The organism is Brevirhabdus pacifica (assembly GCF_002797755.1).
GTDB lineage: Bacteria > Pseudomonadota > Alphaproteobacteria > Rhodobacterales > Rhodobacteraceae > Brevirhabdus > Brevirhabdus pacifica.
In genome coordinates this window covers 896875-922595 of sequence record NZ_PGFI01000011.1, presented here as the reverse complement: position 1 = coordinate 922595, position 25721 = coordinate 896875, and the positions used below count along the sequence as shown (strand labels likewise).

Below are 25721 nucleotides of genomic sequence, written 5' to 3'. Positions count from 1 at the left end.
GCCGCCCCGTGCCGCGACCGGAACCCCTCGCGGGGCCCCGATCCCAGTCCGTGAACGCGGCCCCGAAGGTGCCGGATCAGCCCTTGTCGGGGTAGGACATCGGCTCGCAGTCCTTGGTCTTGTCCCACCAGCCCAGTTCCTTGTAGGCGCGGATGGCACCGGGGTGGGTGTTCTCCTCGGACAGGCCACAGGTCATCAGCTCGGGCGACCAGATCTTCCACAGGGCGTGCAGCTCGGTCATCTGCTCGCCAAGCCCCGCGATGGCCTTGACCACCTTGTAGGCCTTCTCCTCGTCGAAGGAGGGGTGAACGGCGGCAAAGCCCCGATCAACGCCGATGCCCAGCGGCTCGGTCTGGCTGGGCAGTGTGTTGGGGGGAAGCTCCACGTAGAGGAAGGTGGTGTTGAACTTGTCGTTCAGGGTCTTGATGTCATCCTTGGTCACGCCGAGGTAGCAGATCTTCTTGCCCGTCGCCTCAAGCTGGCGGACCGGCCCGGGGATGATGAACTTGGTCAGCGTCGGTTCTGCGCCGATCGGGGTGACCGAGGCGTCGGTCGCCCCGTCGATGAGCTGTTGGGTCAGCTGGGCGGGCGACAGGTGGCGCACGTCCGAGTTCTCGGGGGTCACGTCGAAGACATGCTCGAGCAGCAGGCGCGAGAAGACGCCCCAATCGGATTGTCCCCGCAGACCAAGCGAGATGCGCTTGCCCTTCAGGTCGCCGATGGTCTTGAGGTCGCAATCGAAGGTGGCGAAGAACTTGCCCTGCCCCCACCATGCCTCGCCATAAAGCAGCTTCCAGGGAATGGTCACCGGCTCGGGCAGGAATTCCTTCATCTCGGGGCTGCCGCCGACATAGGCCAGCTGGATCAGCGTATCCTCGGTCTTGAAGATGAAGTCCTTCCACTTGGACTCGTTCTGGCCCATCTCGCGGACGTTATACATGTAGCCCGGCGTTTCCTGCGGCAGCAGCACCACGTCCGAACCCGACTTGATCATCTGGTTCATCAGGATGGTGTCACCGGCCATGGGACCACAGCCGAAGGGGCACAGCAGGACGGGGATCGTCTCTGCCGAGTTGGCGCTTGGCGCCGCGGCGCCAAGGCCCGCGACGGCAAGGGCGGTGGCGGCTGTCAGACCGCGCAAAGCCTTCTTGATAAACATTTCATTCTCCCTGGTTGAAATATCCGGCCGATTATTTTCCGGTCCTGGATGAGGTGGAGCTTACCGCTCTCGTATATAAATGATACGTTTCGTATCGTATTGCGGACAAATTCAGAGTCAAGAATTTCATCCAGCCGGAGAGGGTCATCCATGTCGCAGCCAACGGACGGCGCACCAAGCCCCACCGACCAAGGGGCGGAGGGTTCTTTTGATCCGCTTTTCGACCTGCGCGGCAGGGTCATCCTTGTTGCCGGGGCCGCAGGCGGCCTGGGCCGCGCATTGGCAGAGGAACTGCATCGCCGGGGCGTGCGGCTGGGGTTGATGGACCTGCCGGGCCCGGCGCTGGATGATCTGACCGCTGCCCTGCCCGGCGCCCGTGCTGCCCCTGCGGATATTACTGACGCGGGGGCGCTTGCGGCGGCCTACGATACACTGGGCGCGGCACTGGGACCGCCCGACGGGGCACTGAACGCGGCCGGGGTGCTGAAGACCGGCCCGGGCCTCGAGATGAGCCCCGGCACCCTGCGCCAGACATTCGAGGTCAACGTGACCGGCGCCTTCGCCTTCTCCCAAGCGGTCGCACGGCGGATGATCGACGCGAAGCGGCAGGGCGCGATCCTGCACCTTTCCTCGGTCTCGAGCATGGTCGCGAACCCCGGTTACGCCGCCTATTCCCCCTCCAAGGCGGCACTGTCGCAGATGGTGCGCGTGCTGGGCCGCGAATGGGCGGCAGAGGGTCTGCGGGTCAACGCCATCGGCCCCTCCCTCGTGCGGACCCAGATGACCCGGGACGCGCTGGCCGCGCCCGAGCAGCGCACGGCCGCGCTGGCCCTTATCCCCACGGGCCGCTTTTGCGAGCCGGAGGACCTGGTCGGTCCGGCGGTGATGTTGCTGTCGGACGCTGGGCGCTACATCACTGGCCAGACTCTGCACGTGGACGGCGGTCGCACGCTGGTCTAACGTGCCCTGCCCCGGTTCAGCCGCCGCGCGGCTTCTCGATATAGTGGAAGGCGCGCACGTCGGGGCGGTTCGCGATCTCCTTCATCAGCGTCTTCAGGGGCGTGTCCATGATCCGGTACTCGGTCTGGATGGGGCCCGCCGCCTTCAGGGCACTGTATTGGCCATCGTCGTAATAGGCCGCCAGCAGCAGATCGTCGTCGGAGGCGAAGGGCCCGCGCTTGCGCCGAAGCTGCTCAAGCTGGGGATAGACCAGGGATCCGGGGCGTTCGGTGATCGGCTCGGCACCCCGGGTGATGCGGTCATAGAGGTCGGGGGCGATGGTTCCGGCAATCTCTCCATAGCCGCCGCGGGCATAAAGCCGGATCTCGTCGGGCACGGAGTCATAGCGCGGCCGCCCCTGGTCCATCGCCGTCACGTTCAGCACCGCCTGGGTGACGATATATTGTGCAAAAGGGCTGACCACGATGGGGTAGCCAAGATCGGCGCGCACGCGACCGGCCTCTTCCAGCACCTCGTTGATGCGGTCGGCCAAGCCCACGCCCTCAAGCTGGACCTTGAGGTTCGAGATCATGCCCCCCGCCACCTGGTGATGGAAATGAAACTCGTCGTATTCGACCGGGGCGCCGGTGGGCTTGCCCTCCACGCGGGCGATGTAGTCCAGCCGCTCGGCCACCTCGCGCACCGCCTCAAGATCCAGCGGCGCGTCATGGCCACGCCTGCGGCAGTTCTCGACCAGCTTCTCGGTCGAGGGGTGCGAGGCCGCGTTGGCCAGGGTGGAGGTCGCGGTGTGCACCACCTCGACCCCGTGTTCGATCGCCTGCAGGGCGACATAGGGCGCCAGCCCCGACAGGCAGTGAGAGTGCAGTTGCAACGGCAGATCGCCGATCGCCTGCTTCAGCGCCGGCACCAGCGTCGCCGCGCGCTCGGGCGTCAGAAGGCCGGAAGGATCCTTGATGAACAGCCCGTCGATGCCGATGGCGACAAGCTCCCGCGCCTTGCGGGCATAGTATTCGTCGGTGTGGACCGGGCTCCAGGTATAGACCAGGCCCGGGACGGTATGGATGCCATGGGACCGGGCAGACTGGATCGGGATCACCAGGTTGCGGGTGTCGTTCAGCGGGTCATAGGGCGTGTGATAGCGCATGCCGTTGGCGGCGAACCGCTCGGCCGACAGGGCGACCACGTCATCGGCGAAGAACTCGAAGGTAAAGAGGCTCTGTCCCCGCGTATGGATGATCAGCGGCGTTTCGGTCACCCAAGTGTTGAGAATGCGCATCCGTTCCCACGGATCCTCGCGCAGGAAACGGACGCAGACGTCGAATACCGCACCGCCCACCAGGTCGATCGCCTCGAACCCGGCCCGGTCGAGGCGGGGGGCGATGTCCTTCATCATCGCCGTCGTCATGCGCGTGGCCCAAAGGCATTGGTGGGCGTCGCGCAGGGTGACGTCGATGAAGCGGACGGATCGCGATGGGGTGCTCATGCCTGCTCTGTCTCCTGGGGCGTTGCGGCGGGGGCGGGTCGGCCCGGGGTTTCGGGGGCGTCGTCGGAAGCCTCTGGCGCAGCGGGGGGCGCGTTCAGTTCCGTCTCGATCCAGCGGGTGTGGACCCGGTTGGCCAGAAAATCGTCGTGCTCCAGCAGCATCCGGTGAAAGCCGATGGTGGTTGCCACCCCTTCCACCCCGAACCCTGCCAGCGCGGCGCGCGAGCGCGCGATCGCCTGTTCGCGGTCGGCGCCATGGACGATCAGCTTGGCGATCATCGAATCGTAGAAGGGCGAGACGCGCTGCCCCCGGCAGCTTGCCGCATCCAGGCGCAGGCCCGGCCCGGCCGGCACACGCCAGCCCGTCAGCTCGCCCGGGGCGGGCTGGAAATCGCGCTGCCAGTCCTCTGCGTTGATGCGGTACTCGATGGCGTGCCCCTGCCCGGCGGCCGCGGCGGCGGCCTCGTCCAGCCCCTCGCCGCGCGCGATGCGGATCTGGGCCGCGATCAGATCGAGGCCGATCCGCTCCTCGGTCACGGTATGCTCGACCTGGATACGGGTGTTCATCTCGATGAAGAAGAATTCCTGCGTTGCCGGGTCCAGGATGAATTCCAGCGTTCCCGCCCCTTCGTACCGGATCCCGCGCGTCAGCTTGCCCGCCGCTTCCTTCAGGCGCTGGCGCAACGAGGCCCCCACCACCGGCGAGGGCGATTCCTCGACCAGCTTCTGGTGCCGCCGCTGGACGCTGCAATCGCGCTCGTCGAACTCGACCGAGCCGCCGGCACCGTCGCCCAGCACCTGAACCTCGATGTGGCGGACCTTGGCGAAGAACCGTTCCAGGTAGATGGCGCCGTCGTCGAAGGCGGCCTCGGCCTCGCGGTGGGCGTCCGAGAAGGCGCGGGCGAAGCCGTCGGCCGACTCGACGATGCGCATGCCGCGCCCGCCGCCGCCCGACCGGGCCTTGAGCAGCATGGGATAGCCGACCGCGGCGGCGGCCTCCTCGGCCTCGGCCAGGGTGTCGTAGGCGCGGGGCGATCCCGGGACCACCGGCACGCCCAGCCCCTCGGCGGTTTCGCGCGCCCGGGACTTGTCGCCCATGGTGCGAATGGCCTCGGCCGATGGGCCGATGAATTTCAGACCGTTTGCGGCGCAAAGTTCTGCAAACTCCGCATTTTCGGCCAGGAACCCATAGCCCGGATAGATGGCGCCGCAACCGGTTTCCAGCGCGACGTGGACCAGGGCCGCGGCGTTGAGATAGCTGCGCTGTGCCGCGGCGGGGCCGACGCAGACGGCCCGGTCTGCGGCAAAGACATGGGGCTGGGCGGCATCGGCGGCGGAATGCACCGCCACCGTTTGCAGCCCAAGCGCGCGGCAGACCCTGACCGCCCGCAGGGCGATTTCGCCCCGGTTGGCGATCAGAACCCGGTCGAAACCGGTCTCAAGGTTCATCGGGGACGTCCCTCTCGTGATCAAGGCAGACAGCGCGTCTTGAAAGACAAGACGTTTCGTTCCGTTTTACAATAATGCGATTGATTTCACTTTGGCAAGTGGGCAGTATGGGCCCGCGACCGCGACATGGCCTGCGTTACGCCTGCCGCCTCCGCATCCAGAGGACCGATAGACGAAAGCGTATCCATGGCACCCAAGACCACCCGTTCCGCCATCGAAGAGGGGTCCCCCAGCGGGCATGGCACCGTCACCCGGCTGGAAACCCCCAAGCGGCCCGAGACGCCGCCGCCCTCGGGCGACCGCCAGGATCGCCTGGCCGAGCTTGGCGTGACGGGCAAGGCCTTCATGGTACTCGAGATCGTCGCCGATTCCGCCGCCCCCACATCCATCCCCGAGATCATCCGCCGCACCGGCCTGACCAAACCGACCGCCCACCGGGTGGTCAACCTTCTGGCCGAGATGGGTTTTCTTGAGCGTGACCAGTCCGAGGCCGGCTTTGTCGAAGGGCCGAGCCTGGTGTCGCTGGCCCATCGCACGCTGGTCGCCTCCGCCCCGCGTTCCATGCGCCGCGCCATCCTGCAGGAGATCGCCTCCCAGACCGGCGAGACCTGCAACTACGGCGTGCTCAGCGGGGCCGAGGTCACCTACCTCGACCGGATCGAGGCCAAGTGGCCCCTTGGCCTGCGCTTCGAGGCCGGCAGCCGCGTGCCCGCCCATTGCACCGCCATCGGCAAGCTGATGCTGAGCAAGCTGTCCGAGCATGAGCTTGAGACCATGCTGAACGTCATGCCGCTGTCGTCCTACACGGCCCAGACGCTGACCGACAAGGAGGCCCTTCGTCAGGCGATCGCGCGTATCCGCCAGGACGATATCGGCACCGACAACCAGGAATTCATGCATGGCGTGGTCTGCGTCGCGGTGCCCATCGTGGGCCCCGACGGGCGCTGTTACGGCGGGCTTGCCGTCTCGGCCCCCGAGGCCCGCGTTACCCTGAACGAGATGCTGGGCATGGTGCCCCGGATGCGCGACGCGGCCCGGCGCTTTGCCGACACCTACAGCCGCAATGCGGACGATCGGACACTGGGAGTGATTGATGACGCTTAGTTTCAAGGATGTCGCGGATATCGTGAAGATCATCGATTCCAGCAGCTGCGACGAGGTCGTGCTGGAACTTGAGGGGGCCAAGCTGGTGGTGCGGCGGGGCGGCGCCGCCGGCGCGCCGTCGGGCGCCCCTGCCCCGACCCACGCCCAGGCACAGGCCCAATCGGCACCCGGGGGGACCAGCCAGGCCCCCGCCGCAGCCCCTGCCGCCCCGCAACAGAGCAACGCGCCGGCCGCCCGCGGCGCCGCCGAGGGCGAGGTCACCGTCTGCTCGCCCATGGTGGGCACTTTCTACACCCGCCCCTCCCCGGACGAGGAGCCCTTCGTCACCGTCGGCAGCCGCATCGCCGCCGGTGCGCCCCTGTGCATGGTCGAGGTGATGAAGCTTTTCACCACCATCGAGGCCGCGAGCGGCGGCACCGTCGTCGCCGTCCTGGCCGAGGATGGTCAACTGGTCGAGTTCGATCAGCCCCTCTTCGTCATCCGCACCGACTGAGACCCCGCAGAAGCCTCGTCGCGATTGCAACTAAGTCGCATTAACGTCTGAAAATCAAGGGGTTGCCCCCTGCGGCCCGCTTTCCTACCCTGCCCCGGAAAGCGCGGAGGTGCCCCCTTGAGCCGGACAGTCGCATACGCCCTTGGCAGCGTCGGGATCGGCCTGTTGGTGCTGGCCCTGAAATTCGCGGCCTACCAGGTGACCGGCTCGACCGCGCTGCTGTCGGACGCGATGGAAAGCATCGTCAACGTCGCCACCGCCATCGCGGCCCTGATCGCGGTGCAGGTGGCCGCCCGCCCCCCCGACAGCAATCACCCCTTCGGACATCATAAGGCCGAGCTGCTGAGCGCCATTCTTGAAGGCGTTCTGATCGTGCTGGCCGCGCTCCTGATCTTTCGCAGCGCCGCCATCGCGCTGATGGATCCGCGCCCCTTGACCGCGCCGGTCGCGGGCCTTGCGCTGAACGCGCTGGCAGGGGCGCTCAACTGGATCTGGTATCGCCAGCTTCTGCGGGTGGGGCGGCAGGAATGCTCGCCCGCGCTGACGGCGGACGGCTACCATCTGCGCAGCGACGTGGTCTCGTCCCTGGCGGTGATCGCGGGGGTGGTGCTGGTGGTGCTGACGGGCTGGACCATGCTGGATCCGCTGATCGCGATCCTGGCGGGGATCAACATCCTCTGGCACGGCTGGCACGTGATCCGGGATTCGGTGGGCGGCCTGATGGACGAGGCCGTCCCCGAGGAAACCCTGGCCGAGATCCGCGCCATCATCGCCGCCTCCGCCGCCGGGGCGATGCAGACCCACGACCTGCGCACCCGCCACGCCGGCAGCGCCACCTTCATCGAGTTTCACCTGGTGGTGCCCGGCCACCTGCGCGTCGACGAGGCCCACGCGCTTTGCGACCGGATCGAGGACGCGCTGGAAGCGCGGATCGCCGACGCCCGTGTCACCATCCATGTCGAGCCTGACAGTGAATTCAAGCGCAGCGGCGCGCCCGTGCGCGCAAGCGGCGCGAAGGCCTGAGGCCGCCCGTCACCTTTTCTCGCCAAACCCATGATCCCGAAACGGAAAAAGCCGCCCCCGAAGGGACGGCCTTTCAGAAGTGCAGTGGTGCCGAGGGGCGGAATCGAACCACCGACACCAGCATTTTCAATGCCGTGCTCTACCCCTGAGCTACCCCGGCCAACTGCACTGCGTGGTGCTTAAATCGAGCGGCGCGGGGTGTCAATCTGATCTGCGCAATCAATTGCGGGATATTTTGACATGGGCCACATCGCGCCCCCGAACCCGCGCCTGCGGGCCGATCCTTTCCCGCCCCCGGCTCAGCGAAGCCCCTCGCGGGCCAGCAGTTCGGCCAGGTCGCGGATCAGCCGGCCGCGGGCGGCGGCAACGGCGGGGGGACCGCCCTTGGCGTCGAAGGGCACGGCCAGTTCGAAAAGACCCGTGCGTTCGCGCCCGCCGCTGGTGGCGCTGACGAAATACTGCCCCTCGCCCCGCATCACGCCGGCCTTGCTGGCCACCAGCTCGGCAAAGCGCACCTCGAGCCTTGCGTCGGGATAGGCTTCGAACGGCCAGGGATCGGGGGCGATCCGGGCGCCGGTCATCCGTGTCAGGTGGCGTGACAGCTCCAGGCCGATGGCGCGCTCGGGCGAGTCGGACCACAGGGCGCCATCTTCCTCGACGACCTTGCCGCCCGGCTCCTGCAACGAGATTTCCTCGGCAGCCGCATGGCTGGGCAGCGACACTTGCCGGATCTCGACCGAGCGGAAGACGATCCGCTGTTGCGAGGTGACCGTCGGGGCCTCGACCGAGTAGCGGTCGGGCGAGCCGGAGCAGGCGGCCAGAAGCGCCACGGCCGACAAGGCTGGCACGGCAAGAAACACGTGGCGTCGGATCATGTCATCGTCCCCTGATTAGCGCGCTGGGATTGCGTTCCAGCATGCGCGCCAGTGATGTCAGCGCATCGGCCGCGGCCGAGATGTCGCGCAGCGTGTCGCGGGCGTCGCGGCTGAGCGCCTCGCCCTTGTTGTAGCCGGCGATCGTGGTGCCGGCCTGGTTCAGAACATCGCGGATACGGACCACCAGCGACGGCAGGTCGCGCGCCGAGATGGCGACAGCATCCGCCGCGCGCCGGGCCGAGTCCAGCGTCGCGTTGACGTTCTTGACCGCCCCGCCCTCGCGCAGTTCGGACAGGGTCGCGGTGATCTGGTCCAGCGCCTGCTTCAGCTCTGCCGGGATTTCCTGGGCGTCCTGCGAACCGATCAGCGCGTTGGCCGACTCGGTCAGGGTCGACAGCCGTTCCACCAGCTCGGGCAGCGGCAGGTCCTGGGCCATGGCGGCGACGCTTTCGATCCGCTCGATCAGGGCAGGCAGGTCGCGGGTCGATTCCGAGACGGCGTCGGCGGCCTTGCGGGCCGATTCCAGCGCCGCGTTGATGTTCTGGACGCTGCCACCCGCACGCAGCTCGGACAGGGTGGCCGTCACCTCGGACAGGGCCGCGCTTGCATCGGCCGGCAGGGCGCGCGCCTCCTCGGTGCCGATCAGCAGATCGGCCGAGCTGGCCAGCGCCGACAGCCGCTCCACCAGTTCGGGCAGCGGCAGGGTTTCGGCCATGGCGGCGACACTGTCGACGCGCGCGATCAGCTCGGGCAGCCCCTCGGTCGAGGTGGTGACCGCGTCGGCCGCCTTGCGCGCCGAGGTCAGCGCCGCGTTGATGTTGGCGATGCTGTCGGCCTCGCGCAGTTCGGTCAGGGTGGCGGTCAGCTGTGTCAGGGCGGCGTTGGCCTCGTCCGGCAGCGCCTGCGCCGCCTCGGACCCGACCAGCGTATCGGCCGAGTCGGCCAGCGACGACAGCCGCTCGACAAGGGCCGGCAGCGGCAGCTCGTCGGCCATGGTCGCGACCGAGTTCAGGCGTTCGACCAGGCTCGGCACCCCTTCGATCGAGGCGGTGATCCCCTGCCCGGCTGCGGCTGCGGCGCCCAGCGCCTCGACCAGCTTGTTGGCAAGCTCCTGCTCCTCGAACTGGGTCATCAGCGTCTCGAAGCTGGACAGCGAGGAGTTCAGCGCCACGGGAATGTTCTTGACCTCTTCCGAGGAGACGATGGCGGCGATCTCGGCCAGCAGCTCACGCAGATCCTTGGGGACACTGCGGACATTGTCGTCGGCGGCCAGCGCCTTGGCGCTTTCCAGGAAGTCGATCGCGCTTTTCAGCAGCTCTTCGATGGGCAGGTTGTTGACGCGGGTCAGCACCCCCTCGACCGTGGCCGAGGCGTCGGTGATCTCGCTCTGGGTCGTGGGAAGGACGGGCATCACGCCCTCGGTCACCGTCAGCTCGAAGGGCGCGGCATCCTCGACCTCGACCAGCTCGATCTTGAGGCCGCCGGTCAGCAGGCTGGCCGAGGCCAGTCGCGCCCGCAGGCCCTGGGCGACCCGGTCCGACAGAAAGCGCAGCGCGCCGGTGGGCGTGACGGATTCCTGCAAGCCCAGCCGTGCGGGCTGGATCGCCAGCACGGCGCTCAGGCGCACCCGCTCGTCGCCAAAGGCGTCGGCGTCGATCATGCCCGAGACGCTCTGGACCTTGCCGATGCGCAGGCCGCTGATTTCGACCGGCGCGTCGACGGCCAGGCCCGAGATGTTCTCGTCAAAGATGACGCGCATCTCCAGCGCCTCGACCTCGGAGGCGTTGAACAGGCTGTTGCGGGCCGCAGCGGCATCCTCGAACACCTCGAAGACGGCGCCCGGCTTCACGCCGCCACCGCCCGACACGAAAGTGTCGAAGGTCAGGCCGCCGCCGACGAGCGTGGCAAAGGAGGAAAAGTCGATCTCGGCGCCCGAGGGGCCGACCGAGAAGGTGAAGCCCGAGGTGTCCCAGAACCGCGTCGTGGGCGAGATAAGCTGTTCGTGGGGCGTGTAGATGATGGCATCGGCGGTGGCGTTGCTGCCGCCCTCGGCGATGGTGGCCTTGCCGACGCGCCCGACCTCGATCCCGCGATAGAGGATGGGGCTGTCGTCGGTCATGCTGCCGCCGGCGGTGGTGCGCAGCTTGATGACCAGCCCCTCCTTGCCGTAACGGATGAGCGGCGCGTCCTCCTGCCCCTCGAACCGGGCGCGGAAACGCCCGATCTCGCTGTCCCAGGCCCCCTCGATATAAACCCCCGACAACACGGTATCGAGGCCGGTCACACCGCGCGCGCTGACTTCGGGGCGCACCACCCAGAAACTGGAATCGGCATCGACGAAGGGGGCGACGGATTTGCTGAGGCGGATCACCGCGACAACGCGCGACAGATCCTCGGAAAAACGCACGTCCTCGACCACGCCGACGGCCACGTCGCGGTAGCGCAGCTCGGTCTGGCGCTTGGTAATGCCGGCGCCATTGGCGAAGGTCACCTCGATCAGCGGGCCGCGGCTGGTGTAGCTTTGCCAGGCGACGCCCAGCGCGATGGCCAGCGCCAGCAGGGGGATCAGCCAGACGAAGGAGGCCCGCTGGAAAAAGCTTTTCCGGCGGCGGGTCAGCGTCACGGGCGGGGGGGCGTCATTCATCTTTTTCCGTCTCTTCCCGACCGGATTGCGCATCCCAGATCATGCGGCTGTCGAATGCCTGTGCGGAAAGCATGGTGAAGATCACCGACAGGGCGAAGAACAGGCTGGCCGGTCCCGGGTTAATCGCCGCTAAAGCATTCAATTGCACCAGAGAAGACAGGATCGCAACAACAAAGATATCGATCATCGACCAGCGCCCGATGTATTCCACGACCTCGTAGAGCAGCTGTCGCTGGTGATAGGAAACCGCCGAACGCCGCTCGACCGAGACGGCGAGAAAGGCGATGACGAAGAACTTGGCAAGCGGGATCACCACGCTGGCCAACAGGATGATGATGGCGATGCCCGGCGCGCCGTGCTGGGCCAGTTCGACCGCGCCGCCGACGATCGTGTCCTCCTGGACCTGGGCCAGGGTGCGGGTGCGCAGCATCGGATAGATATTGGCCGGGACATAGCACATCAGCCCTACCAGCCACAGCGCCCAGACCCGTTGCAGGCTTTTGCGATCGCGCGAGACGATGGTGTTGCCGCAGCGGGCGCAGACATCCGTCTCCAGGGGCCAGACCCGGCCGCAGCGGGTGCAGCCCGCGACGCCCATCTCGCGGGCGGTGACGAAACGCGCGTCGGTGCCCGCGGCATCGGCGTCCCCCGTCAGACCGACGGGCACGGGGCCGTTGATCTCCCCGCTCATGTCGCGGGCTCCTCGTCGAGGGAATTCCACACCGACCAGCGGCACATGATCCGGTCCTGCGCCACCACAAGGATGACCAGCGCGGCGAACATCCAGAAGGCGGGGCCAAGCTCGACCTGGGCCAGGTCGGTGATCTTGACCAAGGCCACGGCGCAGCCGATCACGAAGATCTCTGCCATCGACCAGGGGCGAAGCGCCTCGGACCAGCGGAAGGCCAGCGCCGCCCCCCGGGCGGGCGGTCGGTCCAGCACGATCGGCGTCAGCACGTAGATCGCCAGCATCATCCGTGCCAGCGGCACGAAAAGGATCAGCGCCGCCGTCAGCAGCGCCAGCGCGATCAACGGGCCGTCGCTGAAGGCCAATGCCGAATCCAGGATCGAGACCGAATTGCGCGCGCCCCCCGCCTGGATCGACAGGAAGGGAAAGATCGCGGCGGCGATGATCAGGATTACCACCGTGACCGAGACCGCGATGATCTGCAGGCCGGCCTTGTGGCGGGTATCGATCAGCACCTGGCCGCAGCGGTCGCAGACGGCCCGCTGGCCCGCGGGCGGCACCTGCAGGCTGTAGGCGGCGTCGCACTTGGGACAGACGATCAGGTCGGTGCAGGGAATCGGCGGGGTGTCGGACATGCGCTCAAGCTATCGCAATTCCGCCGGGCGGCAATGAGGCGCCGAGGCCGCGCCGCGCTTCGTCCGGGCACGGGGCCGAATTGCACCGCTTCGCCGGCGCCTTGCGCGACCGCCCCCTGTTGAAAGCCCCCGCGTCCCGACATAAACCGCAAGGCGCGCGCCCGGCATGACCGGCGCCCCCCAGGACAGGAAATGCCGCATGATCCGTCACATCGTCTTCTTCACCGTGCCGCGTGACGGCGATATCGAGACCGCCCGCAAGGGTCTGCAGATCCTGACCCGCATTCCCCATGCAAGCCACCTTGAGGTGGCGCTCAATCGCAAGTCCGACCCCACCAGCAAGGAGGTCGACATCGTCGTCTATGGCGAGTTCGAGGACGAGGCGGCGCTGGCTGCCTACAAGGCCCATGAGATCTATGCCGAGTCGATCCGGCGGGTGAAGCCCCTGCGCGAGATGCGTCTGGCGGTGGATTACCGCGTGGCTGAGGCGTTCGACACTGACGCCGGCGCCGACCCCGACGAGGGTTGATCCCTTCCGGGACATCGGCCCCCACCCGATGCAAAAGGCGACCGCGCCCCCGTCTGGGGTGCGCGATCGCCTGATTTCATGTGCCCCCCCGCCAGGCAAGGGGGCCGGGGTTGGCGGGATCAGCTGGCCGGCAGGGCCTGGCGGCGTCCGCTGCCCGACAGCCTTTCAGGCAAGGCAAAGGCCGCCGCGATGAACAGCCCGCCCAGCGCGATGCCCACCAGGTCGCCGCGCAGCCCGGGGATCAGGGCCGGCGCATCCAGGCCGGGAACAGCGCCCAGGGTGGATTTTCCGCCCGCGATGTCGGCCATGATCGCCGTGCCCTCGAACCAGGGATAGCTGAGCATGTAGGCCGCGGCGCCCACGAGGCCGCCGATCACGAAGACGGCCGCGTCCCAGCGCCCGGTAGCAGCCGAGGCAAGGCCGGTGCCGGGGCAGAACCCCGAGATCGCCCAGCCGAGACCCAGCAGCATCCCGCCCAGGAAGACGCCGGCATAGGCCGCCTTGATGGACATGTGCGCCACCTCGACCAGCCCGATCAGCTGGGCTGCGAACATCAGCACCGAGGCGGTGCCGATGGCCAGGAGAATGGCCTTCATCAGGTGCAACGACCGCAGGGTCAGCATGCCGATGATCAGATTGGGCGACGTCGCGCCGACCCGGTCGAGTGCCACGCCGAAGGCGGCGCCGACGATGATTGCGAGAAGGATGGTCATGACTGGGCCTCCCGGGGGTAAAGGAACATGGCTGTGGGAATGGCGGCAACGAACGCGCCGGCGGCGAAGATGTAGCCGGAAACGGCGGTCTGCATGATGCCGCTCATCATGTGGCCGGAGGTGCAGCCACCGGCCAGCCGGGCGCCGTAGAGGACGAGAAAGCCGCCCAGGAAGGCCACCGCGAAACGCCGCACCGGCGTGGGGCCGTGATTCTCCAGCCAGACCTCGGGCATGAACCTGTGGGCGTCCTTGAAGCTGCCCCGCAGCCACCCCGAGATCCCCGCCCCCAGCATGATGGCCAGGACGAAGACAAAGCCGTAGTTGAGCGGGTTGGCGATCGCCTTGGCGTATTTGCCGCCGCTCTTGGCCAGGTAGGCGTTGGGTGAGGTGTAGCCGCTCTTGGCGGCCTCGTCGACGGCGACGACGGCGCTGTCGGCCGCGCTCCACAGGATCCCGTCGAAGATCACGAACTGGGTGGAAACACCGATCGGCTTGACCAGCGCCACCGCCAGGAAGAAGACCGCGCCAAGCAGGAATCCTCCGGTTTTCCAGGATAAGGGCCAGGATAAAGGCATGTGTTGAGCTCCTATATGCATGAGCTGTAATATACACCCGCCGCCAGGGCCCACCTTGATCAGGATCAAATCGCGCCGGTCCCGCGCATCCCCTTTTCCCGTCAGTGAAAATCCCGGCTGGGAAAAAGCTTTCGGGCCTGTTCGCGCGGGTGGCGCGCGGTCGGGCGCTCCGTCGAGCGGATGCTGCCGCCCGCCGGGCGGCGGGTCTCGTCCGCGCGGCCGTCGTTGGCCTCGAACTCGGCCCCCTGCCCCAGGGTCGACAGCATCCCCGAGACATCCTCGACCCGCTCGGCGATCAGGTGGATGACCTGGCCGTCGCGCTGGACCGGCCCCGTCACCCGCAAAAGCCGCCCCGCGATCACCGCCTTGCGAAACGCCTCGTAGACCTTGTTCCAGACCACCACGTTGGCAACGCCCGTCTCGTCCTCCAGCGTCAGGAAGATCACCCCCGAGGCGGTGCCCGGGCGCTGACGGGTGATGACCAGCCCGGTCAGGGTGACGCGCCCGGCGGCCCCCGCCAGCCGGTCGGCGGGCAGGCTTTCCGGCAGGCTTTGCGACAGGCGGGGGCGCAGCAACTCCAGCGGATGCGCCCGCAGGGAAAGACGCAGGGAAAGGTAATCCTCGATCACCTCCTGGCCCAGGGTCATGGCCGGCAGCGCGACGCCGGGCTCGTCCCCGCCCTCGCCATCGGCGCCGAACAGCGGCAGCGGCGCGGGACCGCGCAGCGCCCGCGCCGCCCACAGCGCGTCGCGGCGGTTCAGGCCCAGCGGCGCGAAGGCGTCCCCCTCGGCCAGCCGTTCCAGCGCCCGGGGCGCGACCCCCGCGCGTCGCCACAGGCTTTCGACATCGGGATAGCCGTTGCCACGGGCGGCGACGATCCACTCGGCATCCTCGGCCCGCATTCCCTTGATCTGCCGGAAGCCCAGGCGCAGGGCCAGCGCCCCGTCCGACCGCGGCTCGAGCCGGCAGTCCCAGGTCGAGTGGTTGACCGAGATCGGCCGAACCTCGACCCCGTGCTCGCGGGCGTCCCGCACCAGCTGGGCCGGGGCGTAGAATCCCATCGGCTGGCTGTTGAGAAGCGCGCAGGTGAAGACCGCCGGATGATGCCGCTTCAGCCAGGCCGAGATGTAGACCAGCCGCGCGAAGCTGGCGGCGTGGCTTTCGGGAAAGCCGTAGCTGCCGAACCCCTCGATCTGGGCAAAGCAGCGTTCGGCGAAATCGGCCTCGTAGCCGCGGGCCAGCATCCCCGAGATGAAGCGGTCGCGGAAGGCGCCGATGGTGCCCATGCGCTTGAAGGTCGAGAGCGAGCGGCGCAGACGGTCGGCCTCGGCCGGGGAGAAGCCGGCGGCGACGACGGCGATCTGCATCGCCTGCTCCTGGAAAAGGGGCACGCCGTAGGTGCGGCCCAGCACCTCCATCATGGCCGGGCCCAGGTCCTCGACCTTTTCCTTGCCCTGCCGGCGGCTGATGAACGGGTGCACCATGCCGCCCTGGATCGGACCGGGGCGGACGATCGCGACCTCGCAGACCAGATCGTAGAACCTGCGCGGCTGCATCCGCGGCAGAAAGTTCAGCTGCGCCCGGCTTTCGACCTGGAAGACGCCGATGGCATCGGCGCGGCACAGCATCTCGTAGACCTCGGGATCCTCGGGCGGGACATTGGCCAGGTCGAACTGCCGGCCCCGATGCTCGGCGATCATGCCGAAGGCCTTGCGGATGCAGGTCAGCATGCCCAGCGCCAGCACGTCCACCTTCAGCAGCCCAAGCGCGTTGATGTCGTCCTTGTCCCACTCGATGATGGTGCGGTCCTCCATCGCGGCGTTCTCGATCGGGCACAGCTCGTCCAGCCGCCCGTGGGTGATGACGAAACCGCCCACGTGCTGGCTGAGATGGCGGGGAAAGCCGATGATCTCGGCGATCAGCCGCGCCGCCAGCACCACCCGGCCGTCGCCGGGATCCAGCCCCGCGTCGCGCATCCTATCCTCCCCCGGCGCGCTTGAGGACCAGCCCCAGATCTGTCCCGAAAGCCGCGCGATCACGTCCTGGCTGAGCCCCATCACCTTGCCCACCTCGCGGATCGCCGCGCGGGAGCGGAAATGGATCACCGTGGCGGTCAGCCCGGCGCGGTGGCGGCCATAGCGCCCGTAGATCCACTGGATCACCTCCTCGCGGCGCTCATGCTCGAAATCGACGTCGATGTCGGGCGGCTCGTCGCGCTCCTTCGAGATGAAACGCTCGAATATCAGGGTGATGCTTTCGGGCGGGACTTCCGTCACCCCGAGCAGGTAGCACACCACCGAGTTGGCGGCCGAGCCGCGCCCCTGGCACAGGATCCCGCGCGAGCGGGCGAAGGCCACGATGTCGTGCACGGTCAGGAAATAGGGCGCATAGCCCATCTCGCCGATCAGGCGCAGCTCCTTTTCCACGCGGCTGATGATGCGGGCCGGCGGCCCCTCGGGATAGCGCCAGTGCAGCCCCTCGCGCGACAGCCGTTCCAGCCGGGCCTGGGCCGGCTCGCCGTCCCGCTCCTCGTCGGGGTAGTGATAGCGCAGATCGTCCAGCCGGAAGGCGCAGCGGCCGGCGATCTCCAGCGTGCGCCGAAGCGCGGCGGGGTGGCGGTGAAACATGCGGGCCATGTCGGCGGAGGATTTCAGCCGATGCTCGCCATTGGTCAGGCGACGCTCTCCGATCGCGTCGATGGTGCAGCCTTCGCGCAGGCAGGTCAGCACGTCGGCCAGGGGCCGGCGCGCGGCGCGGTGCATCATCACCTCGCCCACCGCGACCATGGGCAGGCCCGTGGCCTGGGCAAGCTGTGCCATGCGGTCCAGCCGCAGCGGGTCGCGCCCGTCATAGGCCGGGGCCGCCCCCAGGAAACACTGTCCCGGAAAGGCGCGCAGCACCTGGCGCAGATCGCGCGGGATGCCGCCCCGCGGGGCCACCTCCAGCGGGTCGGGCGGCCGGGCGATCAGCACCAGCCCCTGCCCCCATTCCAGAAGGTCGGCGCGGGTCAGCAGGCACTTGCCCTTGGTGGTGCGCCGCTTGCCCTCGGACAGCATCCGCGTCAGCCGCGACCAGGCGGCCAGGTCGGTCGGCAGGGCCAGCCATTCGACCGGGCTGTCGTCCAGCACCAGCCGCGCCCCCGCGATCAGCTTGGGCAGGGGCAGATCGGGCGCGATCTGCGGCCCCTCCTCGCCGATGTGCCGGGTCTGGCGGCTGGAATGGTCGGTCACCTGCCGCGAGCGGACGGCCAGCCCCCCGGCGGCGGGGCCCTGGGCCTTCAGCGCCTCCTCGCGCAGGCGCTCCAGCTCTTTCAGCGCCGAAAAGGCCCGCACCACCCCGGCTACGGAATTGCGGTCGGTCAGGGCGATGGCGGCCAGCCCCAGCTCGGCCGCGCGGGTGACCAGCTCCTCCGGATGGGAGGCCCCGGTGAGAAAGGTGAAATTGCTGGTGACGCACAGCTCGGCATAGCCGGTCATAGGAACTCTCCCTGCGCGAACCAGTGCCCGGCGGGCCAGGCCGGGGCCTGGGGCGTGTGAAAGAGCCACAGGCGCGGCCCCTCGCGGGTTTCGACCCGCCAGTAGTCGCGCAGCCCCGTGCGCCAGGCCGGGTCGTCCTGCCACCATTCGGGGGCGATGCGCTCGGGTCCGGTGGCGCGCAGGGTGCGGAAGGACATGTTGCGCCAGCGAAAGGCCGAAGGGGGATGGCCGGGCCTGCCGCCCCGGGCCGCCACCGGCTCGGGGGGGAAGATGGTGATCGGCCGCTCGGGGCCGCGCTGGGGCGGCGGCGCCTGGGGGCGGCTGTAGACGGCGGGCAGAAGCTGGAAGCTGCGCTCGGGGATCTTGCTGTCGCGGGGCACCAGCCGCAGCACCCGCTCGAATCCCAGCCGGTTGCCCAGGGTGGAAAAGAGATCCGCCAGCGCGTCCTGCTCACGCAAGGCGGCGTGACCGCCCAGCTGCTCGGGGTCCATGGCCTCGGTGACATGGGCCACCAGGCGCATCATCTCGATGCCGAAGGCGGCCTCGACCTCGGCCACACCGCGGGTGAAAAGCGCGGCGATGCGGTCGGGATCGCGCATCGGGCGGGCCAGGCCGATCTCGACGCGGGCGGTCTCTCCGTCGACCCGGTGCAGTTCCAGCCGCAGCCGCCGCGCCCCCCGCCTGTGGCGCGCCAGGGTCGCGCACAACCGCCCCAGCAGGCGGGAAAGGCCGGCCATGACATCCTCTTCCAGCCCGATGGGTTCGGGCAGGGTCATGCGCACCCCGAAATACGGCAGATCCGCCTCGGGCGAGATCGGCTCGGGCTGGAGGCCCAGCGCCTGGTCGAGGCGCAGCACCAAGGCCGGACCGAAGCGCCGGGCCAGCGGCGCGCGCGGCAGGCCGGTCAGGTCGGCGATGCGCTTCAGCCCCATGCGGGACAGGCCCTGGGCGCTGTCCTCGCCGATCCGCAGGGCCGAGACCGGCAGATGCCCGATGCCCCGCGCCACCGCCCCTTCGGGCACGATGCCGCCGCCATGGCGGGCCAGCGCCTGGGCCGCGCCCCGGGTCTCGGCGATCGCCGTTCCGACCGACAGGCCCACCCGCTCAAGCCGGGCGTGCAGGTCGGCCCGAAGCTCGGCCTCGCCGCCGAAAAGATGGGGCACGCCGGTGATGTCGGCGACCAGCCCGTCGGCGCCGTCGCGCGCCACCATCGGGGAATATCGCTCCAGCCATCGCCGCAGACCGCCCAGGGCGGCGGCCTCGCGCACCAGATCGGCAGGGCGGGTAATCAGCGCGGGGCAGATGGCGCGGGCATCGGCCAGCGCCATGCCCCGGTGCAGCCCCTGCCCTTCGGCGGCGGGGTTCAGACAATGCAGGTGGTCGGCGTTCCCTGATCGGTGGACCAGGGCGAAAGGCCCCTCAACGGGGCGTCTCCGCAGCGCCGTCTCGCTCGCGAGACGCGGAAACCAGATTGAAAGCAGCCGTCGCGCCATTCCGATGCACAGTCCAGAATCCCGTTGTTCCCTTTTTGTTCTTTTTAAGTTCCCAATGCTGGGGAGTCGAGTCCCCCTCCTCGGATGGCAGCGGCGCGCAGTGCCATCGCGTCTCGGCGGCGTTGCTGCCCTGACCTTCGCGGACAAGCATCAGCCCGGTGGTCGCCCCCGCCTCCGCCGCCAGTTGCAACCGCCGGCCCGCCAGCAGGGACAGGGGTTTTTCCGGCTCGGCGATGACCAGCCCCACACCGGGGGAGCGCAGGCATTCCTCGACCGCCCAGAGCAGGTCCGCCTCGCCGGCGGGGCGCAGCAGGTGCAGCCGTTCGCCCAAGCCCTCGGGCAGGCCACGCAGCATCGGCAGCTGCGCCACATGGGCGGGCAGCACCCAGATCACCTGGCCCCGGTGCCGCGCCGCCTGGACCAGGGCAAAGCCGCGCCGCGCGGGGCCCTCGGCCTCGTGCACGCGGCCCCCGGCAAGGGCGGGCGGATGGGATCGCGCCGGATCACGCAGCATCTTCGCGCACCCCCTCGGCCACGATTCGCAGCCGCCCGTCGGGCAGCGGGCGTTGCAGTTTCAGCGCCTCGGCGGTGGGCGCGGTCAGCCATTGGCGCCATTCCTCGGGCCGGGTCAGAATGACAGGCATCGCCTTGGGATGGACCGGCCCCACCTCGGCATTGGGCGGGCAGGTCAGAAAGGCGAAAAGCTCGGCCGTCACCTCGCCCTCCTTCAGCTTGCGCACCGAGGTCCAGCGGGTGCGCAGCCCGGCGAAGAAGCCCAGCGGCCGATCCTCGCCCAGCGCGAACCAAACGGGGGAGTTGCGCGGCGCGCCGGGGCGGCTGTCGATCTCGGAAAAGCTGGTGAAGGGGACCAGGCAGCGGTGTTCCGGGCCCAGCCAGCGCCGCCAATGGGGCGAGGCGAGGTTGCGGATGTTGGTCACGCCCTTGTCGGTCTTTCGTCCTTGCAGGAAATTCTCGGGCGTGGGCATGCCCCAGCGCGCCATCGTCAGCCGCCACCTCCCGCTCTGGCCCCCGCTCTGGCCCCCATGCGCGCCCCCGTCCCCGTGCCGGATGATCGGCGCGGGATAGTCGGGCCAGATTCCCGACATGGCCGGCAGGTTGCCCGTCTCATCGACAAGCTCCTCCCCCGCCTCGAGCATGCCGTCGAAGACATGTCGCATGGCGTCCTGGCTCTTGGTCTGGGAATAAAGGTTGCACATGGGCACAATTCTCGGGCTTCGCGGGGCGGACATCAACCACGAATGAAGGCATGCCGGCCCGGCCCCGCCACCGGCCGGGAAAGCTGCCCCAACGTCACGGAGGGCGACCTATACGAAAGAGATATCGGCCGCACCTTATGCGCCGTCAAATCCTCCTATCGGAACGCTAGTCTAGGGGTTCATTGACAAGTAATGGAGCAGTCCCCTGTACCAGTATGTGAAAACCCGCAAACTGCCCCAGCCGCGGAAGCTGGCGGGCGCCGCCCTGCTCTGGCTAGCCTCGGTGGCGGGGCCGGTCATGGCCGACACCAGCTATGCCTTCGGCGTCGTTCCCCAGTTCGAGGCCCGGCGCCTGTCCGAGATCTGGACGCCCATCCTCGACGAGCTTGAGAAGCGCGTGGGCATAGACCTGCGTTTCCAGGGCTCTCCCAAGATCCCCGAGTTCGAGAGGGCTTTCGCCCGGGGCGAGTTCGACATCTCCTACATGAACCCCTACCACGCGCTCGTGGCGCTCGACAGCCAGGGCTATCAGCCGATCATCCGCGACGGGGACCGGCAGCTTTTCGGCGTGCTGATCGTGCGCAAGGATTCGGATTATCAGAAGGTCTCGGACCTCCAGGGCGCCCGGATCGCCTTTCCCGCGCCCAACGCGCTGGGGGCCTCGCTGTTGATGCGGGCAGAGCTGGACCGCCAGCACGGGCTGGACTTCACCGCCGATTACGTCAACACCCACACCTCGGCCTATCTCAATGTGGTGCTGGGCGACGCCGATGCGGCCGGGGGCGTGATGGGGACGTTCAACCGCCTCGACCCCGCCATCCGCGAGCATCTGCGCGTCATCTACAAGACGGCCCCCGTGCCACCCCACCCCATCGTCGTCCACCCCCGGGTGCCGAGCGAGGTCGCGACCCGCATCCAGGACGCCTTCCTTGACCTGGCCGCCACCCCCGAGGGGGCCGAGCTTCTGGCGCAGGTGCCCATCCGCAACGCGGTCAAGACCGACATATCCGAGTACCAGATGCTTCGGGACTTCAAACTTGAAGACTACTATGTTGCGATTGATGAGAAATAACAGGGGTCATCGCAGGCGTTCACCATGACCGGCTGGTCGATCAGAAAACGATACTGGTCCGCGATGCTTGTCTTCGTGGTCCTTATCGTGGGCATGTTCCAACTGGTGATGGTGCCGCGGATCACCAATGTCCTGATGGAAGTCGAGCGCCGGGAAGTCGACCGCCAGCTGACCGTGCTGATCGACGGCATCTCGCCCTTCATCCTCAGCAACCAGAACGCCGCGATCCACGAGACGCTGAACAGCGTCGGCGAAGGCTTTCCCGACTGGCACAACATCATCCTGACGCGAAAGGACGGGCTTCAGGTCTATCCGCTTTTCCGGGTGAACCGCGACACGGGCGAGAACTACATCCACATGTCCCAGGCCATCCGCGTACATGGCGAACCCTGGGGGACGATGGACGTTTCGGTCGACCTGGGCGAGCCGATCGCCGCCCTGCAACGGGAATTGCGCCGGCTGGGCCTGGGCGCGATCCTGTTCTTCCTGGCGCTAGCGACCGGGATCGGCGTGCTGATCGACCGGCTGGTCACCCGCCGCCTGTCACAGCTGGCGACAGCGGCGGACGAGCTTGGGTCAGGGGATTACCAGGTCAAGCTGCCCAACCCCTCCTCGGACGAGGTGGGGCGCCTGACCGAAAGCTTCAGCGTCATGCGCAGCCAGGTCCTCGAGAACGTCTCGTCGCTGGAACAGGCCCGCGCCGAGGCCGAGCGGGCGCTGGCCGCCAAGTCCCGTTTTCTGGCCACCATGAGCCACGAGCTGCGCACGCCCCTCAACGGCATCATCCCCGTCGCCGAGATGCTGGCCGACTCGAAGCTCGACCCGGTGCAGCACCGCAAGGTCGAGACGATCCACCGCTCCAGCAAGGCGCTGCTGTCGATCGTCGACGACATCCTGGACCTCGCGCGACTGGAGGAAGGCCACCTGGAGGTCCGCGCGACCCCCTTCAGCCCCGCCGCGCTGATTGAGGAGGTGGGCGACCTGCTCACCGCCGCCGCCGCGCAGAAGGGTCTGAGCCTTTCGGTCCGGGTCGAGCCGGGGGCCGAGGGCGAATTCCTGGGCGACAAGGACCGGATCCGCCAGGTCCTGGTCAACCTTGCGGGCAATGCCGTCAAGTTCACCAACGCCGGCCATGTCACCATCCGCTGCCGGCCCGACCGCCCGGGCGAGGGCGCGACCGGGCTGACATTCGAGGTCGTGGATACAGGCATCGGCATCAACGAGGCCGACGCCGCGCGCATCTTCGAGCGGTTCGAGCAGGCCGAAAGCGGGCCCACCCGCCGGTTCGGCGGCAGTGGCTTGGGGCTGCCGATTTCCAAAGCACTCGTCACCGCGCTGGGCGGGCGGATCGGCCTTGAAAGCGGCCGCCTCCGGGGAAGCACCTTCTGGTTCACCCTTCCCCTGCCCCGGGCCGAGGCCCAGGCGGCGCAATCCGATCCGGTCGCGCCCCCCGCTCCCCCTGCTTCGGCAGAGCCTGATACGGCCGTCCCTTCGGGCCGTGCCCTTCAGGTCCTGATCGCCGATGACAATGCGATCAACCGCGACGTGGCCATCGCCATGGTCGAGAAGCTGGGCCACCAGGTCCGCGCCGTGACCGACGGCAAGGAGGCGGTCGAGGCCGCCGCCCGCGCCCATTTCGACCTGGTCTTCATGGATGTGCACATGCCGGTGATGGACGGGCTGGAGGCCACGCGCGGCATCCGCGCTCTCTCTCCCGAAAAGGCGGGGATGTTCATCGTCGCCCTGACCGCCAGCGTCATGGAAGAGGATGTCGCCCGCTGCCGCGCGGCCGGCATGGACGACGTGCTGTCGAAGCCGCTGACCTTCGCCTCGATCCGGGGCGCGATCGCGGCCTCGGGCCTGCCCGCGGCCCGCCCGGAATGGGCAGACTAGGCCGGCCCAGCCACGCACCGTGCAGCGTGCATCATACACCGGCCCGATCTGACGCTTCCTAGACCGACGGCGCCAGCTCGCTTGACGAGACCGAGCCCTCGGCCTCGGCCCCAAAGCGTACGAAGGCCCAGTCGGCCACCATGGCGCCGACCCACATTCCGATCAGCGCCGTCCAGGCCGTGACCGCGAGGATCGAGCCGCCGGTCACCCCTGCCCCTACCGCGCAGCCGCCCGCAAGCATGGCGCCAAACCCCATCAGAAGCGCCCCGGCGACATAGCGCGGCACCGTGTGGCCGCTGTCGAATCCCTGGATCTTCAACTCCCCGGTCAGGAAGGCCGCGGTGAAGGCCCCCAGGAAGACGCCGGGCATGATCCCGATGCCGAAGTCCAGCGCCTTGTCGAAGGGGGCGACGGTCAGCATCAGCAGCTCGGCCGAGGGCCCCGAGAAGGTTAGCGATTCGACCGACACGATGTCGAAGGAGGCCTGGGAGACCGAGTAGGTGAAGATCCAGCCCAGCGGGATCGCGAGGCCCGCGCCGATGGCCGCCATCAGCTTGGCGCGGCTGACCCGGCTGTAAAGCGCGACCGCCAGCCCGGCACAAAGCCACAGCAACCCGATCGCCAGCCCCAGGCGCGGCCCGCCGCCCAGCAGGCTGAGCACCTCCCGGTTATGCCCACCCGGCACCACCCACAGCGCCGATAGCCCGTTGCGCAGGGGCGCCAGCAGGCCCATGTAGGCCGATTGCGCCGCCACGGCAAAGACCAGCCCGGCCAGAAGCGCCCGCAGGTTGCCGGTGGCCGACAGCACCAGAAGCCGCGTCGCGCAGCCCCGGGCACAGATCATGCCGACACCGAAGAGAAGGCCGCCGATGGCCGCGCCCGACATGCTGCCGGTGGCCGCGATCATCCGCGATTGCGACACGTCCAGCCAGCCCAGGATGATGGCGGTCTGAACCCCGGCCATGGCGACCGAGAAGGCAAAAAGCCACACGGCCAGCTTGGTGCCCGGTTCGCGGCGGCGGAACTCGGTCACGGCAGACCGCAGGCAGAAGCGGCTTTGCTGGGCAAAGGCCCCGAAGAGGAACCCCACCGACACGCCCCCCAAAAGCAGCAGGTCCGCCGTTCCGATCCAGTCGATCAAAGTCTCTATCACCGTCTTGTCTCCTGCTCTGGTCGTGGGGTCCGCCCCTCTTTCCCCCGGGCTATCGCGCGGGGCCGACCAGCGGTTTAATCTGGATCAAAGGGGCGGCATTTTTCCATTGCTGCCAACACCTTTAGCCCTGCGGACAAGGATCAGGCGCCGGGCCTGGCCCTAGGCTTGCGCCACCAAGTGCCGATGCCCCGGCTTGCCGTGGTAGAAGCCGTTCGAAAGGGGCGTCCGGGCGCTCAGCTCGGCCAGGCGCGCGGTGGCCTCGTCAGGGGCCATGGTGCCGCATCGCAGCCCGTCGAACAGTCGCGCCACGGCAACCATGTCCACCAATTCGGGCATCAGGCGCAGGTGCGAGACACCCATGGCCTGAAGCGCGGCCACCTCATCGCCCAGCGCCACGTAGGTCTCGGACAGCGTCTGGATGCCGTTGACCCGCAGGAAGGGGCTTCCGTCGCGGGTGGTCAGGGGCATGCCGTCGCGGTCCTTCTCGCACAGGAACCGGCAGTTGTCCTTGGTCCGGCCATGGGCGCGGGCGTGGTAGCAGCGCGCCGAGGTGGCCAGCGGCGCGCGGCCAAAGACCTGCACCTCGATCCCGACGCCGATCTGCTGACCCCGCGCCGCCATCAGCGCGATCGAGGGCGCGCGCATCTCGACCGGAAGGCAGACATGCTCGGCGCCCCGGCGCACCAGCTCGTCAAGCGTTTCGGCGTTGTAGACATTCATGAAGGGGCCGATGCGATGGCGCCGCCCGTCTGCCCCAAGCAGGCCCGCGGCATTGTTGATCTCGACCTCCAGCGCGTCCTCGGCGACCAGCGCCGCCGTCGCCTTGCGCTCGCGGGGGAGCATGACCTCGGCCAGGGATGAGTGGATCACCCGCTTGCCCCCGCGCCGCAGACGCTCCACCACCTCGGGCAGGGCATCTTCGACGAAAGGCGCGCGCTTGGAACAGACGACCTCGCCGACATAGACGGCATCAATCGGGGCTTCGTCGGCAATGCGGGCATAGAAATCGCGCCGGATCCGGGGGCTCCAGTGATAGGCGATCGGGCCGAGGGTCAGGGCGGCGCGCGCCGGTCGGGTCTGTGTCATCT

Annotated in this window: 22 protein-coding genes and 1 tRNA gene; 7 read left to right on the top strand and 16 right to left on the bottom strand. The window is 68.4% G+C overall.

Annotated features, from left to right (window positions below; translation table 11 throughout):
- Positions 1-76: 76 nt before the first annotated feature.
- Complete coding sequence (locus tag CLV77_RS04560) at positions 77-1159, bottom strand: TAXI family TRAP transporter solute-binding subunit (protein WP_076979066.1); 1083 nt, start codon at positions 1157-1159, stop codon at positions 77-79.
- A 150-nt stretch (positions 1160-1309) separates the two neighbouring features.
- On the opposite strand from CLV77_RS04560, the gene CLV77_RS04555 reads away from it, so the two are divergent.
- Positions 1310-2119 (top strand): SDR family NAD(P)-dependent oxidoreductase, encoded by an 810-nt coding sequence (locus CLV77_RS04555; protein ID WP_157802003.1) that lies wholly within the window; start codon positions 1310-1312, stop codon positions 2117-2119.
- A 16-nt stretch (positions 2120-2135) separates the two neighbouring features.
- On the opposite strand, the gene CLV77_RS04550 is transcribed toward CLV77_RS04555, so the two are convergent.
- Both CLV77_RS04550 and CLV77_RS04545 read right to left on the bottom strand, forming a co-directional pair.
- Positions 2136-3602, bottom strand: coding sequence for a pyruvate carboxylase subunit B (locus CLV77_RS04550; protein WP_076979067.1), 1467 nt, complete (start codon positions 3600-3602; stop codon positions 2136-2138).
- Entirely contained in the window at positions 3599-5050 is a 1452-nt protein-coding gene (locus CLV77_RS04545; protein WP_083707681.1) for an acetyl-CoA carboxylase biotin carboxylase subunit, read from the bottom strand. Before CLV77_RS04545 ends, CLV77_RS04550 begins: the two co-directional genes overlap by 4 nt.
- 186 nt (positions 5051-5236) lie before the next feature.
- Here CLV77_RS04545 and CLV77_RS04540 point away from each other — a divergent pair, with 186 nt between their 5' ends.
- The 3 genes from CLV77_RS04540 (at position 5237) to CLV77_RS04530 (ending at position 7670) form a co-directional block, all read left to right on the top strand.
- Positions 5237-6154, top strand: coding sequence for an IclR family transcriptional regulator (locus CLV77_RS04540; RefSeq protein ID WP_162781872.1), 918 nt, complete (start codon positions 5237-5239; stop codon positions 6152-6154).
- Positions 6144-6647, top strand: coding sequence for an acetyl-CoA carboxylase biotin carboxyl carrier protein (accB, locus tag CLV77_RS04535; protein ID WP_076979068.1), 504 nt, complete (start codon positions 6144-6146; stop codon positions 6645-6647). Before CLV77_RS04540 ends, accB begins: the two co-directional genes overlap by 11 nt.
- 117 nt (positions 6648-6764) lie before the next feature.
- A complete protein-coding gene (locus CLV77_RS04530) occupies positions 6765-7670 on the top strand; it encodes a cation diffusion facilitator family transporter (RefSeq protein ID WP_076979069.1) in 906 nt (301 codons plus the stop codon).
- An 85-nt stretch (positions 7671-7755) separates the two neighbouring features.
- Here the strand turns inward: CLV77_RS04530 and CLV77_RS04525 are convergent.
- The 5 genes from CLV77_RS04525 to CLV77_RS04505 form a co-directional block, all read right to left on the bottom strand.
- Positions 7756-7830: transfer RNA gene (locus CLV77_RS04525), tRNA-Phe, on the bottom strand.
- 139 nt (positions 7831-7969) lie between these two features.
- A complete protein-coding gene (locus CLV77_RS04520) occupies positions 7970-8545 on the bottom strand; it encodes a PqiC family protein (protein ID WP_076979070.1) in 576 nt (191 codons plus the stop codon).
- 1 nt (position 8546) lies between these two features.
- Positions 8547-11189: an MlaD family protein gene (locus CLV77_RS04515; protein ID WP_076979071.1), complete on the bottom strand. Its 2643-nt coding sequence runs from the start codon at positions 11187-11189 to the stop codon at positions 8547-8549.
- Complete coding sequence (locus tag CLV77_RS04510; protein WP_076980974.1) at positions 11182-11787, bottom strand: paraquat-inducible protein A; 606 nt, start codon at positions 11785-11787, stop codon at positions 11182-11184. The genes CLV77_RS04515 and CLV77_RS04510 overlap by 8 nt, the downstream gene beginning before the upstream one ends.
- Positions 11788-11876: 89 nt before the next feature.
- Positions 11877-12512, bottom strand: coding sequence for a paraquat-inducible protein A (locus CLV77_RS04505; protein ID WP_076979072.1), 636 nt, complete (start codon positions 12510-12512; stop codon positions 11877-11879).
- 199 nt (positions 12513-12711) lie between these two features.
- On the opposite strand from CLV77_RS04505, the gene CLV77_RS04500 reads away from it, so the two are divergent.
- Complete coding sequence (locus CLV77_RS04500) at positions 12712-13041, top strand: Dabb family protein (RefSeq protein WP_076979073.1); 330 nt, start codon at positions 12712-12714, stop codon at positions 13039-13041.
- Positions 13042-13160: 119 nt separating this feature from the next.
- On the opposite strand, the gene CLV77_RS04495 is transcribed toward CLV77_RS04500, so the two are convergent.
- From CLV77_RS04495 to CLV77_RS04470, 6 genes are all read right to left on the bottom strand, one after another.
- On the bottom strand, positions 13161-13754 hold the full coding sequence (locus tag CLV77_RS04495; RefSeq protein ID WP_076979074.1) for a DUF6691 family protein: 594 nt from the start codon (positions 13752-13754) through the stop codon (positions 13161-13163).
- The gene (locus CLV77_RS04490; RefSeq protein WP_076979075.1) at positions 13751-14329 is read right to left on the bottom strand and encodes a YeeE/YedE thiosulfate transporter family protein; all 579 of its coding nucleotides are present in this window, start codon (positions 14327-14329) and stop codon (positions 13751-13753) included. The genes CLV77_RS04495 and CLV77_RS04490 overlap by 4 nt, the downstream gene beginning before the upstream one ends.
- A 101-nt stretch (positions 14330-14430) precedes the next feature.
- A complete protein-coding gene (locus tag CLV77_RS04485; protein ID WP_076979076.1) occupies positions 14431-17805 on the bottom strand; it encodes an error-prone DNA polymerase in 3375 nt (1124 codons plus the stop codon).
- Positions 17802-19298, bottom strand: coding sequence for a Y-family DNA polymerase (locus CLV77_RS04480; RefSeq protein ID WP_076979077.1), 1497 nt, complete (start codon positions 19296-19298; stop codon positions 17802-17804). The genes CLV77_RS04485 and CLV77_RS04480 overlap by 4 nt, the downstream gene beginning before the upstream one ends.
- A complete protein-coding gene (locus CLV77_RS04475; protein WP_076979078.1) occupies positions 19225-19812 on the bottom strand; it encodes an ImuA family protein in 588 nt (195 codons plus the stop codon). Before CLV77_RS04475 ends, CLV77_RS04480 begins: the two co-directional genes overlap by 74 nt.
- A complete protein-coding gene (locus CLV77_RS04470; protein ID WP_076979079.1) occupies positions 19802-20515 on the bottom strand; it encodes an SOS response-associated peptidase in 714 nt (237 codons plus the stop codon). Before CLV77_RS04470 ends, CLV77_RS04475 begins: the two co-directional genes overlap by 11 nt.
- Positions 20516-20732: 217 nt before the next feature.
- Here CLV77_RS04470 and CLV77_RS04465 point away from each other — a divergent pair, with 217 nt between their 5' ends.
- Positions 20733-21587 (top strand): phosphate/phosphite/phosphonate ABC transporter substrate-binding protein, encoded by an 855-nt coding sequence (locus CLV77_RS04465; protein ID WP_197685759.1) that lies wholly within the window; start codon positions 20733-20735, stop codon positions 21585-21587.
- A gap of 24 nt (positions 21588-21611) precedes the next feature.
- Positions 21612-23480: an ATP-binding protein gene (locus CLV77_RS04460; protein ID WP_083707683.1), complete on the top strand. Its 1869-nt coding sequence runs from the start codon at positions 21612-21614 to the stop codon at positions 23478-23480.
- 58 nt (positions 23481-23538) lie between these two features.
- Here the strand turns inward: CLV77_RS04460 and CLV77_RS04455 are convergent, their stop codons facing one another.
- The gene (locus CLV77_RS04455; protein WP_076979081.1) at positions 23539-24633 is read right to left on the bottom strand and encodes a YeeE/YedE family protein; all 1095 of its coding nucleotides are present in this window, start codon (positions 24631-24633) and stop codon (positions 23539-23541) included.
- Positions 24634-24792: 159 nt separating this feature from the next.
- Complete coding sequence (gene ubiV / locus CLV77_RS04450; protein WP_076980976.1) at positions 24793-25719, bottom strand: ubiquinone anaerobic biosynthesis protein UbiV; 927 nt, start codon at positions 25717-25719, stop codon at positions 24793-24795.
- Between the last annotated feature and the right edge of the window lie 2 nt (positions 25720-25721).